This window comes from Citrobacter sp. 172116965 (genome assembly GCF_013458095.1).
Taxonomy (GTDB): Bacteria; Pseudomonadota; Gammaproteobacteria; order Enterobacterales; family Enterobacteriaceae; genus Citrobacter; species Citrobacter braakii.
Window position 1 is genome coordinate 1493262 of record NZ_CP046673.1, and the last position, 12356, is coordinate 1505617.

At 52.9% G+C, this 12356-nt stretch carries 11 protein-coding genes and 4 tRNA genes; 1 reads left to right on the plus strand and 14 read right to left on the minus strand.

Going from position 1 to position 12356, the window contains the following annotated elements:
* Positions 1–34 precede the first annotated feature (34 nt).
* The 10 genes from rihA to miaB all read right to left on the minus strand — a co-directional run bounded on the left by rihA (position 35) and on the right by miaB (position 10517).
* On the minus strand, positions 35–970 hold the full coding sequence (rihA, locus tag GPJ68_RS07025) for a pyrimidine-specific ribonucleoside hydrolase RihA (protein ID WP_103283620.1): 936 nt from the start codon (positions 968–970) through the stop codon (positions 35–37).
* 116 nt (positions 971–1086) lie between these two features.
* Positions 1087–1812 (minus strand): glutamate/aspartate ABC transporter ATP-binding protein GltL, encoded by a 726-nt coding sequence (gene gltL, locus GPJ68_RS07030; protein WP_003022754.1) that lies wholly within the window; start codon positions 1810–1812, stop codon positions 1087–1089.
* Entirely contained in the window at positions 1812–2486 is a 675-nt protein-coding gene (gltK, locus tag GPJ68_RS07035) for a glutamate/aspartate ABC transporter permease GltK (protein ID WP_003022757.1), read from the minus strand. The genes gltL and gltK overlap by 1 nt, the downstream gene beginning before the upstream one ends.
* Positions 2486–3226: a glutamate/aspartate ABC transporter permease GltJ gene (gene gltJ / locus GPJ68_RS07040; RefSeq protein WP_016152241.1), complete on the minus strand. Its 741-nt coding sequence runs from the start codon at positions 3224–3226 to the stop codon at positions 2486–2488. Before gltJ ends, gltK begins: the two co-directional genes overlap by 1 nt.
* A 288-nt stretch (positions 3227–3514) precedes the next feature.
* Positions 3515–4423, minus strand: coding sequence for a glutamate/aspartate ABC transporter substrate-binding protein GltI (gene gltI / locus GPJ68_RS07045; protein ID WP_104651705.1), 909 nt, complete (start codon positions 4421–4423; stop codon positions 3515–3517).
* Positions 4424–4780: 357 nt separating this feature from the next.
* Positions 4781–6319 (minus strand): apolipoprotein N-acyltransferase, encoded by a 1539-nt coding sequence (gene lnt / locus GPJ68_RS07050; RefSeq protein ID WP_019076267.1) that lies wholly within the window; start codon positions 6317–6319, stop codon positions 4781–4783.
* Between the two features lie 24 nt (positions 6320–6343).
* Positions 6344–7222: a CNNM family magnesium/cobalt transport protein CorC gene (corC, locus tag GPJ68_RS07055; protein ID WP_005121418.1), complete on the minus strand. Its 879-nt coding sequence runs from the start codon at positions 7220–7222 to the stop codon at positions 6344–6346.
* Positions 7223–7384: 162 nt separating this feature from the next.
* On the minus strand, positions 7385–7852 hold the full coding sequence (gene ybeY / locus GPJ68_RS07060) for an rRNA maturation RNase YbeY (RefSeq protein ID WP_003835559.1): 468 nt from the start codon (positions 7850–7852) through the stop codon (positions 7385–7387).
* Positions 7849–8895, minus strand: a complete 1047-nt coding sequence (locus GPJ68_RS07065) for a PhoH family protein (RefSeq protein WP_019076268.1) — start codon at positions 8893–8895, stop codon at positions 7849–7851. Before GPJ68_RS07065 ends, ybeY begins: the two co-directional genes overlap by 4 nt.
* Before the next feature lie 191 nt (positions 8896–9086).
* A complete protein-coding gene (gene miaB / locus GPJ68_RS07070; protein WP_103766019.1) occupies positions 9087–10517 on the minus strand; it encodes a tRNA (N6-isopentenyl adenosine(37)-C2)-methylthiotransferase MiaB in 1431 nt (476 codons plus the stop codon).
* A 145-nt stretch (positions 10518–10662) separates the two neighbouring features.
* Here miaB and ubiF point away from each other — a divergent pair, with 145 nt between their 5' ends.
* Entirely contained in the window at positions 10663–11838 is a 1176-nt protein-coding gene (ubiF, locus tag GPJ68_RS07075; protein WP_065554191.1) for a 3-demethoxyubiquinol 3-hydroxylase, read from the plus strand.
* Positions 11839–11941: 103 nt separating this feature from the next.
* Here ubiF and GPJ68_RS07080 read toward each other — a convergent pair.
* The 4 genes from GPJ68_RS07080 to GPJ68_RS07095 all read right to left on the minus strand — a co-directional run bounded on the left by GPJ68_RS07080 (position 11942) and on the right by GPJ68_RS07095 (position 12343).
* Positions 11942–12016, minus strand: a tRNA-Gln gene (locus tag GPJ68_RS07080).
* Positions 12017–12052: 36 nt separating this feature from the next.
* Positions 12053–12127, minus strand: a tRNA-Gln gene (locus GPJ68_RS07085).
* A 43-nt stretch (positions 12128–12170) separates the two neighbouring features.
* A tRNA-Met gene (locus GPJ68_RS07090) sits at positions 12171–12247 on the minus strand.
* Between the two features lie 21 nt (positions 12248–12268).
* Positions 12269–12343: transfer RNA gene (locus GPJ68_RS07095), tRNA-Gln, on the minus strand.
* Positions 12344–12356: the final 13 nt, after the last annotated feature.

Consider the following 12356-nt stretch of genomic DNA (forward strand, 5'->3'; position numbering starts at 1 on the left):
GATTCAACATAGCGATCTTACTCAATGATAAATTTCAGGCGTAAAATTTCAGACGCTCCGCTAGCAAATCGACAAACCCCTGGCGATCCACGTCCACCATTACGGTGGCGTTTGGCTTATTGCCGCTCAGGAAGTAGTAGTCAACCACGGTCATTCCCTGGGTGTATTTGCCCTGAGTTTCCACACCAACCCAGCGTTCAACGGTGGTAAACAGTTCAGGTTTCAGCAGCCAGGCAATGGTGCATGGATCGTGCAGCGGCGCGCCAATAAATCCCCATTTTTCATCTTTGTGATATTCAAAGAAGAAGTCGAGTAGCTCAGCAACGATTGTCGAAATGGGATTGCCGATAGCGCGGAACCGTTCGGTATCTTCACGATGTATTTGCGCTTTATGCGTGACATCCAGTCCAGCCATCACCACCGGAATGCCCGACTGGAACACGATCTCAGCGGCTTCTGGATCCACGAAGATGTTGAACTCGGCGGCGGGCGTCCAGTTTCCGAGGCCCATTGCACCACCCATGATCACGATACGGGCAATTTGGGGGTGCAGTTCAGGATGGCTATTCAGTAGCAATGCCACGTTAGTTTGCGGCCCGGTGGAGACAATCGTCACCGGTTCCTGACTGTTACGCAGGGTTTTCGCCATCAATTCCACGGCGGTACAGTCCTGTGGAGCAAAAGCGGGTTCAGGCAGCGCCGGGCCATCAAGCCCGCTCTCACCGTGGACGTTATCGGCAATTATCAGGTCGCGCATCAGCGGTTTGACTGCACCACCGGCCACTGGGATATCCGTGCGGTTGAGCAACGTTAACATACGCAATACGTTACGCAGTGTTTTGTCGGGGGTCTGGTTACCGGCAGAGGAGGTTATCGCTTTCACATCCAGTTCAGGTGAAGCGAGGGCGAGAACAATTGCGATAGCGTCGTCATGACCTGGATCGCAATCAAACAGGATAGGAAGTGCCATTGTTGCTCCTTGTAAGTGGGACTTTGTGACAAGGTTAACGCTGGGCTATGCCTGTTTCGAGAAGTGAAGAGATAAATCGTGAGGTGGCGCGCACATGGAGGTGCGCGCCAGCAAAATTAGTGCAGGATTTTCGCGAGGAAGTCTTTGGCACGGTCTGATTTTGGATTAGCGAAGAACTCTTCTTTCGGTGAGTCTTCAACAATCTTCCCTTCATCCATGAAGATCACCCGGTTCGCCACTTTACGCGCAAAGCCCATTTCGTGGGTAACTACCATCATGGTCATCCCTTCATTGGCCAGTTCAACCATGACGTCCAGTACTTCGTTGATCATTTCTGGGTCGAGTGCTGACGTCGGTTCGTCAAACAGCATGGCGATAGGATCCATGCACAGCGCCCGAGCGATGGCGACACGCTGTTGCTGGCCCCCGGAGAGCTGAGCTGGAAACTTCTCGGCATGCGCTGACAGACCAACGCGTTCCAGTAACTTTTGCGCTTTGTCGCGGGCCGGCTTTTTATCGCGTTTAAGCACTTTTACCTGCGCCAGAGTCAGGTTCTCAATAATCGACAGATGCGGGAACAGTTCAAAGTGCTGGAACACCATGCCAACGCGAGAGCGCAGTTTGGCCAGATCGGTCTTTTTATCATTCACCACGGTACCATCAACGGTGATGACGCCCTGTTGTACCGGCTCCAGCCCGTTCACCGTTTTGATAAGCGTTGATTTACCTGAACCTGACGGGCCGCAGACCACCACCACTTCACCTTTTTTCACTTCCGTGGAGCAGTCGGTCAGCACCTGAAAGTGACCATACCATTTAGAAACATTTTTCAGGGTAATCATTAAACTGTCCTTTTCTTCAAATAGCTGACCAACAACGATGCGCTCAGACTGAATACAAAATAAACGGCGCCAGCAAACAGGATCATTTCAACCTGCGTGCCGTCACGCTCGCCAATGGTGGAGGCGGTACGGAAGAAGTCTGCCAGACTCAATACATAGACCAGCGAGGTATCCTGGAAGAGTACGATGCCCTGGGTAAGCAGCAGCGGCACCATCGCGCGAAATGCCTGCGGCAGAATGATGAGCTTCATCGACTGCCAATGGGTCATCCCCAGCGCCAGCGCGGCACTGGACTGCCCGCGAGAAATACTCTGGATACCGGCGCGGATAATCTCGGAATAGTACGCGGCTTCAAACATCGAAAATGCGACCATCGCTGAGATCAGGCGAATATCGGTTTTTGGCGACAGACCCAGCACGTTTTGCAGGAAGCCGGGCACAATCAGGTAGAACCACAGCAGCACCATCACCAGCGGAATGGAGCGGAATACGTTGACGTAGCCCTTCGCAAACCAGGCAATCGGCGCGAAGCTGGACAGACGCATTACTGCAAGGATGGTCCCCCAGACGATACCAATGACGACTGCCGTGACGGTGATTTTCAGCGTGATGATCAGCCCATCCAGCAGATACGGCAGGGAAGGGACGATAGAACTCCAGTCAAATTCGTACATTATTTGCCTCCCAAATTGCCAGGCAGGCGGATTTTGCGTTCGACGAGATTCATCACCAGCATGATGACGGCGTTAATCAGTACGTAGGCCAGAGTGATGGCCGTAAACGATTCCCATGCGTGGGCGGAGTAATCCAGTAGTTTACCCGCTTGCGCAGCCATATCGACCAGGCCGATAGTGGAGGCGATCGCGGAGTTCTTTACCAGGTTCATCATCTCTGAGGTCATTGGCGGAACAATCACGCGGTAAGCGTTTGGCAGCAGAACATAGCGGTAGGCCTGCGGCAACGTCAGTCCCATCGCCAGCGCGGCATTTTTCTGTCCGCGAGGCAGAGACTGAATAGCGGCACGAACCTGTTCGCAGACGCGCGCAGCGGTAAACAGCCCCAGACAAAGCATGGATGAGAGGAAGAACTGAATGTTGGGATCCAGTTCTGACTTGAACCACATCCCGATGTTTTCCGGCAGCAGTTCAGGAATGACCAGATACCAGGTAAAAAACTGGACGATGAGCGGAACGTTACGAAACAGCTCGACGTACAGCGTGCCGATCCCGGAAAGGAAACGATTTGGTACGGTACGTAAGATGCCGAATAAAGAGCCGATGAGGAAAGCGATAACCCAGGCGGTGATAGATAACGCGACAGTGACCTGGAAACCACTCCAGAGCCAGCCGAGATAGGTGGTGTTGCCGAACGGGGCTTGTTGTAAAAAAATACCCCAGTTCCAGTCTATAGACATAAATCTACTCCAGAAAAAAAAGGGTAGCAGCGCTACCCCCGAAGATTGTTATTCAGCGTTTTGCGGTTTTCAGGCCTGATGGGGAACGACCATCAGGCTTATAGTCTGTCCGTGCTGAGTAGCAATCGAGAGGGAGGGGAAGCCTCCCTGATTACACTTCATCCTTCAAGATATCTCGTTGTTGGCTGCCTTTATTCATCCCGGTTACTTACTCATGTAAGCGCCCGGGAATTCGCTCAGTTGCCGCCTCGATATAACTTGAAAGGTTTTGTGTACTCTTCTAATTAATTAGTTAAGCGCTTTATCATTCGGTTCTTTGAACAGGGCTTTCATCTCGTCTGACAGTTCGAAATTCATGTTCAGGTTCTTCGGTGGAATTGGATTTTTAAACCACTTATCAAACCATTTCTCAGCTTCGCCTGAGGTCTGCGCTTTGGAGATAGTGTCATCCATCAGCTTTTTGAACTGAGGGTCATCTTTACGCAGCATGCAGCCGTAAGCTTCCTGAGACTGCGGCTTGCCGACGATCTCCCAGTTGTCTGGTTTCTTCGCCTTCGCGCGCTCGCCAGCCAGCAGGGCGTCATCCATCATAAAGGCAACGGCGCGGCCGCTTTCCAGAGTACGGAAAGAGTCACCGTGGTCTTTCGCGCTGATGATGCGCATATCCATTTTTTGCTCTTCATTCAGCTTGTGCAGCAGCACCTCTGAGGTGGTACCCGAAGTCACGACTACGGCTTTACCTTTCAGATCGGCGAAATCTTTGACGTCGCCGCCTTTTTTCGCCAGCAGACGAGTACCAACAACGAAAATGGTGTCAGAGAAAGCCGCTTGTTTTTGGCGCTCGACGTTGTTGGTGGTGGAGCCACATTCAAAGTCGAAGGTGCCGTTTTGCAGTAGCGGGATACGGTTTTGTGAAGTAATCGGGATCAGTTTCACCTGCAGGTCAGGCTTGTTCAGCTTTTTCTTCACGGCTTCAACGATCGCGTTGGAGTAATCCTGTGAATAACCGACCACTTTTTGCTGGTTATCGTAGTAAGAAAACGGTACCGATGATTCACGGTGGCCGACCACAATCACGCCGTTTTTGGCGATCTTGTCCAGCGTGCTGCCTGCCGCTGGTGCTGCGTCTTCTGCGTGCGCCAGACCGGCGGACATTCCCATGACCAGCATGGCAGTGGCGAGCTTACGTAATTGCATATCCAACTCCTTTATCGTCTGCGCCAGGGACGCATTGATACCCATTGTGATGTTGTTATTGTTTGCTACTAAAACGTGCAGTCTTGTATATGTTTGTTAACATTTAGTTTGGATGAATGTAAAGAATTTGCTGTTTTATTGTTTATTTTTGCGAGGTGCGCCGCACCATTTGGGGGCAAAAATATCTTGTTGCACTTTTCAGGTGCTACCGGCGCTCAACGTTGGTGCGACCAGGTTGCACATTCAGCCAAAACTGCATTTGTCTTGTAGAACAAAGCAATAGACGTGCCAGAATGGGGAGCGGGAAATGTTTTGTGGGCCGGATAAGCGAAACGTTATCCGGCCGGGAAAGGAAGGTTACTTACGACGCTGGCGCAGGCTCATTACTACCGCACCAAAGCCAAACAGCGCGGTAAGCAGCCAGAGCGGCCAGTTACCGGTACGGGCATAAGGGGTTAAGCCCGTCGTTGGCGTCACGCTGGTGGTCAGGACCTGGCGGGTAAACTGCGGGATCATCGCCTGAATCTCACCCTGTGGACCAATCACCGCCGTAATACCGTTGTTGGTGCTACGCAGCAGAGGGCGCGCCAGCTCGAGGGAACGCATACGCGCCATCTGGAAGTGCTGCCACGGGCCGATGGATTTACCAAACCAGGCATCGTTGGAAATCGTCAGCAGGTAGTCCGTATCCGGGCGGAAATTATCCCGTACCTGTTCGCCAAGAATGATTTCATAGCAGATGGCAGCCGTCAGCTTAAAGCCGTGCGCATGCAGCTGTGGCTGCACATAAGGCCCACGGCTGAAAGACGACATTGGCAGGTCAAAGAACGGCGCTAACGGGCGCAGGATCGATTCCAGCGGGACGAACTCGCCAAACGGTACCAGATGGTTTTTGTTATAGCGGTTGCTGGAGTCGTAACTGTACGGGCTGTCTTTACCCAGCGTGATGATGGTGTTGTAGGTGTCGTAACGATTCTGCTTGTTCAGACGTGCGTCAACGATACCGGTAATCAGCGTGCTGTTTTTCGATCTCAGCAGGTCATCCATCATGCCCAGAAAACGCTGCTGATTAATTTCCAGGTCAGGAATAGCGGATTCTGGCCAGATGATCAGCTGTGATTGGCCCATCTCAGGCTGGGTGGCGTCGAGATAAATCTTCAGGGTGTTGAGTAACTGACCTTCATCCCATTTGAGCGACTGCGGAATGTCACCTTGCACCATCGAGACCTGAGTGGTTTTTTCCGGCTCAAGCGTGTACCACTGGATATAGCGCAGCGGAAAGGGCAGAGCAAAGAGCACCAGCGCGGCAATCAGCGGTTTCCAGTTACGCGTCACCAGCGCCAGCGCCAGCAGGCCGCTAACCACCATCAGCAGGAAGTTAATCGCCTCAACGCCCATCACCGGAGCCAGCCCTTTTAACGGACCGTCGATCTGACTGTAGCCGAACTGTAGCCACGGGAAGCCGGTCAGTACCCAGCCGCGCAGGAATTCGGTTATTTGCCAGACGACCGGTGCGGCAATCGCCACGCGTATCCAGGTGGTTTTCGGCCACAGACGCGCCAACACGCCGGCAAACAGGCCGGTGTAGAGGGAAAGGTATGCGGCAAGCAGAACCACGAGGAACACATTAATGGGGCCCGGCATACCGCCAAACTGCGCGATGCTGACGTAAACCCAGTTGATGCCGGAGCCAAACAGCCCCAATCCCCAGAAGTAGCCGATTGCGGCAGACTGGAGCGGACGGCGATTGAAGGTAAGAGCCTGCAAGCCCATCAGCGAAACGATCGCAGCGGGCCAGATGTCATATGGAGAGAAAGCCAGCGTCCCGCAGGCACCGAATAATAACGCCAGCAGCAGGCGAATGCGCTGGCGTTCAATTAATGGGGCAAATGCCATGTAGTCTTAGATCCAGTTTCGGGTTTATTCGTCCAGTTTGGGCTGGGGTGAGTCGTCCGGAATTCTGACATGAACCTGAATAATACGACGGCTGTCGGCCATTGCCACTTTGAACTGGTAACCATCAATGTCGATAGTCTCCCCGCGCGCGGGCAGATGACCAAAGGCCTGCATGACCAGCCCGCCGATGGTATCTACTTCTTCGTCGCTAAAATGGGTACCGAAAGCGTCGTTGAAGTCTTCAATCGGCGCCAGAGCGCGAATGGTCCAGGTGTGGCGACTGAGCTGACGGAAATCGATATCGTCTTCTTCGTCGTACTCATCTTCAATTTCACCCACGATCAGTTCAAGGATGTCCTCAATGGTCACCAGACCTGAGACACCGCCGAATTCGTCGATGACGATAGCCATATGATAACGCTGGGAGCGGAACTCTTTCAGCATGCGGTCAACTCGCTTGCTTTCAGGTACGACAACCGCCTGGCGTAACACTTTCTCCATGCTGAAGGCTTCGGCATCGCTGCGCATAAACGGCAGCAGATCTTTGGCCATCAGAATCCCTTCAATGTGATCTTTGTCTTCGCTGATCACCGGGAAACGCGAGTGGGCAGACTCGATAATGACATCGAGACATTCGTCCAGGGTCTGGTTGCGTTTCAGGGTAATCATCTGAGAGCGAGGGATCATGATGTCGCGCACGCGTTGGTCCGCAATATCCATCACCCCTTCGAGCATATCGCGCGTATCTTCATCGATAAGGTCGTTTTGCCCGGAATCACGGATCAGCTCCAACAGTTCGTCGCGGTTTTTTGGTTCACCGTGGAAAAGTTGGCTCAGTAACAGGGAGAAAAATCCCTTTTTGCTGTTTAAGGTGTCACTACTGTGTGAATTGTCGTCGCTCATGGCGTCGTATGGGTTCTCATGTTAGTTAATACAAAGCTCGTCATGCGTATATTCAGCTGTTGACGGCATGTCTCTTCATCGTACTTCAAACCAGGTAAGCCGGATAAGGCGCAATACCTGATGGCGGCTGCGCCTTATCAGGCTTACAAGATTTCGAAATGCTTATTCTTTCTCGGCAATGTACGGATCCTCATAGCCCAGAGCAAGCATAATCTCTGTTTCTAGGGATTCCATCTCTTCCGCTTCATCGTCTTCGATATGGTCGTAACCGAGTAAATGCAGGCTACCGTGCACCACCATGTGCGCCCAGTGGGCCTCAAGCGGTTTGCCTTGTTCCTGCGCTTCTTTCTCGACTACCTGACGGCAGATGATCAAATCGCCCAGCAGCGGCATTTCAATGCCCGGCGGGGCTTCAAACGGGAAAGAGAGTACGTTGGTTGATTTATCTTTCCCGCGATAGGTCAGGTTCAGCTCGTGGCTTTCCGCGTCATCAACCAGACGAATGGTAACTTCAGACTCTTCCTGAAACTGTGGGATCACCGCATCCAGCCAACCCTGAAACTGACTTTCTGTTGGTAAACCAGATTCGTCTTCACATGCCAGCTGTAAATCGAGAATAACCTGACTCATTTTTGTTCCTGCTCCTGAGCTTCGCGCTTGCGTTCTGCAGCCAGCTCGGCTTTGCGTTTCTGTTCAGCTTCTTCCCAGGCTTCATACGCCGTGACGATACGGGCGACCACCGGGTGGCGAACCACGTCTTCGCTATGGAAGAAATTAAAACTAATTTCGTCGACTTCAGCCAGTACTTCAATGGCATGACGCAGACCGGATTTGGTGCTTCGCGGCAGGTCAATCTGGGTGATATCGCCGGTGATAACCGCTTTGGAGTTAAAGCCGATACGGGTCAGGAACATTTTCATCTGTTCGATGGTGGTGTTCTGGCTCTCATCAAGAATGATGAACGCATCGTTTAACGTACGACCGCGCATGTAGGCCAGCGGCGCAACTTCAATGACGTTACGCTCAATCAGCTTTTCGACCTTCTCAAACCCGAGCATTTCGAACAGTGCGTCATACAGCGGTCGTAAGTAGGGATCGACTTTCTGGCTGAGGTCACCCGGCAGGAAGCCGAGTTTTTCGCCCGCTTCCACTGCCGGACGGGTCAGCAGAATTCGACGGATCTCCTGACGCTCAAGCGCATCGACCGCAGCGGCAACCGCAAGATACGTTTTACCCGTACCCGCAGGGCCAACGCCAAAGGTGATGTCGTGGTCGAGGATATTCGCAATGTATTGTGCCTGGTTCGGCGTACGCGGCTTAATTACCCCGCGCTTGGTTTTGATGTTCACCGCTTTGCCAAATTCCGGCACGCTGTCTGCGCTTTGCTCAAGCACTCGCGCTTCTTTAATTGCCAGATGAATTTGTTCAGGCTCAATGTCCTGCGTCTGACCACGCATTGGGGCAGTATCGACGTACAGGCTACGTAAAATATCTGCCGCCGCGGTGACGCAAATTGGGCGACCGGTCAGCTTAAAGTGGTTATCACGGCGGTTAATTTCGATGCCGAGGCGACGTTCCAGCTGCTTGATGTTGTCATCAAATGGGCCGCAAAGGCTCAACAGGCGGGCATTGTCTGCGGGTTCAAGGGTGATTTCACGAGTGTCTATGTTCAAACTGTTCCTCTTTTGCATGTCTTGCCGGACGCTGAACATTTACCGGCATCTAAGGAAATTATTCACGCCATGGGGGAAAGGCGCAAGCATTGCGATAAATATGGGGATGATGAGGTAGATTACAAGGCCCGCCGGGGCAGCGAGCCCAGAAGAGTAAGCCCGATAAGCGTAGCGCCATCGGGCATTGAAGATTAAGGCTGATAAATACCGACGCCCAGATCGTTTTCTTTGCGGGTACGCGCAATAACCGACTCAGGGGATTCAGCGATGCGCAGACCCATTTCGTCTTCGGTGCGCACCACTTTACCGCGCAGGGAGTTCGTCCAGACATCGGTAATTTCTACATCCACGAACTTACCGACCATTTCCGGGTTGCCTTCAAAGTTCACCACTCGGTTATTTTCGGTACGGCCAGACAGTTCCATGATGCTTTTACGCGATGTGCCTTCAACCAGAATGCGCTGGGTCGTGCCGACCATGCGACGGCTCCAGGCCATGGCTTGCTGGTTAATACGCTCCTGCAGAATATACAGGCGCTGTTTTTTCTCTTCTTCCGGCACGTCGTCAACCATATCGGCGGCAGGGGTGCCAGGACGCGCAGAGAAGATAAAGCTGTAGCTCATGTCAAAATTGACGTCTGCAATCAACTTCATGGTCTGCTCGAAATCCTGCGTAGTTTCGCCTGGGAAGCCAACGATGAAGTCGGAGCTAATCTGGATATCCGGACGCGCTGCGCGCAGTTTGCGGATGATCGCTTTATATTCCAGCGCGGTATGGGTGCGTCCCATCAGGTTCAGTACGCGATCTGAACCGCTCTGTACCGGCAGGTGCAGGAAACTCACCAGTTCTGGCGTGTCACGATACACTTCAATGATATCATCGGTGAATTCGATCGGATGGCTGGTGGTGAAGCGGATACGGTCAATGCCATCGATCGCCGCGACCAGCCGCAGCAGATCGGCAAAAGATCCGGTCGTGCCGTCGTAGTTTTCACCGCGCCAGGCGTTCACGTTTTGTCCCAGCAGGTTCACTTCACGCACGCCTTGCGCCGCAAGCTGGGCGATTTCAAACAGAATATCGTCCGCCGGACGGCTCACTTCTTCACCGCGGGTGTATGGCACCACGCAGTAAGTACAATATTTATTACAACCTTCCATGATTGACACGAAAGCGCTTGGACCTTCAGCACGCGGTTCCGGTAGGCGGTCGAATTTTTCGATCTCCGGGAAACTGATATCAACCACCGGGCTACGGGTGGTACTTCCACGCACTTTGTTAATCATTTCCGGCAGACGATGCAGGGTTTGCGGCCCAAAAATAATATCGACATAGTGCGCGCGTTGGCGAATATGGTCGCCTTCCTGAGACGCAACACAGCCACCGACACCGATGATCAGCTTGGGGTTTTTCTCTTTTAACAGCTTCCAGCGGCCCAACTGATGGAAGACTTTTTCCTGAGCCTTCTCACGGATAGAGCAGGTATTCAGCAGCAGCACATCCGCTTCTTCGGCCACGTCGGTCAGTTGATACCCATGGGTGGCATCCAGCAGATCGGCCATCTTCGATGAATCGTATTCGTTCATCTGACAGCCCCAGGTTTTAATATGGAGTTTTTTGGTCATCGACTTGCTCTTGCGAAATTGTGGCTGAAATGCAGGGCGCATAGTGTACTGCTTTGGCGCGGTTGTGACCAGTATGACGGATGTCAGCCTCAAGGGGTAAAAAATCCTGTAAACTTACACAATACATGTAACAGGATAATTGACCATGACAAATCAACCAACGGAAATTGCCATTGTCGGCGGGGGGATGGTCGGCGGCGCGCTGGCGCTAGGACTGGCGCAGCATGGATTTACGGTAACGGTCATTGAACATGCCGTTCCCGCGCCGTTTGTGGCTGACGGACAGCCAGATGTCAGAATTTCGGCCATCAGCTCCGCCTCCGTGTCGTTGCTAAAAGGGCTGGGCGTCTGGGATACGGTTCAGGGGATGCGCAGCCATCCTTACCGTCGTCTGGAAACGTGGGAATGGGAAAATGCCCATGTGATGTTTGATGCCGCCGAGCTTAAGCTGCCCTTACTGGGCTATATGGTGGAAAACACGGTCCTGCAACAGGCGCTCTGGCAGGCTCTGGACGTTCACCCCAAAGTCACGCTGCGCGTGCCTGCGTCGCTGATCTCTCTGCATCAACATAACGATCGGCATGAGCTTGAGCTGGCTGGTGGCGAAAAAATCAGCGCGAAGCTGGTCATCGGCGCCGATGGCGCAAATTCTCAGGTGCGGAAAATGGCCGGGATTGGTATCCATGCCTGGCAGTATGCGCAGTCCTGTATGTTGATAACCGTACAATGCGAGAATTCGCCGGGAGACAGCACCTGGCAGCAATTCACCCCTGACGGTCCGCGCGCATTTTTACCGCTGTTTGATAACTGGGCCTCGCTGGTGTGGTACGACTCACCGGCGCGTATCCGCCAGTTGCAAGGTTTGAATATGTCGCAACTGCAGGTGGAGATCGCCAAACATTTCCCATCGCGACTCGGTAACGTTACGCCTGTGGCAGCGGGGGCATTCCCGCTAACGCGCCGTCACGCGCTGCAATATGTGCAGCCAGGACTGGCGCTGGTGGGTGACGCCGCGCATACCATTCATCCGCTGGCGGGGCAGGGCGTTAATTTGGGGTTCCGTGATGTGGATGCGCTGATTGACGTGCTGGTGAATGCGCGCAGCTACGGTGAGTCCTGGGCAAGCCAGCCGGTGCTGAAGCGCTATCAGAACCGTCGCATGACTGACAATTTCATCATGCAAAGCGGCATGGATCTGTTCTACGCAGGATTTAGCAACAACCTGCAGCCGCTGCGTATCATGCGTAATCTTGGGCTAATGGCCGCAGAGCGCGCCGGTATGTTGAAACGTCAGGCACTCAAGTACGCGTTAGGATTGTAATTCAGACAGGCCTACAGAGAACGTTGTAGGCCTGGTAAGCGTAGTGCCATCAGATAATAAATGCAGAAAAGCAAAAAGCTCGCCGAAGCGAGCTTTTTTAATATGGCTGGGGTACGAGGATTCGAACCTCGGAATGCTGGTATCAGAAACCAGAGCCTTACCGCTTGGCGATACCCCAACGGGTGCATCCACAGAATGGACGGCTTTTTGAAATTGGCTGGGGTACGAGGATTCGAACCTCGGAATGCTGGTATCAGAAACCAGAGCCTTACCGCTTGGCGATACCCCAACAATTTTTTGGATTTACCGAACGAGTCGATACGTCCTTAATATGGTGGCTACGACGGGATTCGAACCTGTGACCCCATCATTATGAGTGATGTGCTCTAACCAGCTGAGCTACGTAGCCAGATACTATCATATTCTTCGATGGCTGGGGTACCTGGATTCGAACCAGGGAATGCCGGTATCAAAAACCGGTGCCTTACCGCTTGGCGATACCCCAATGACCGTTGCGG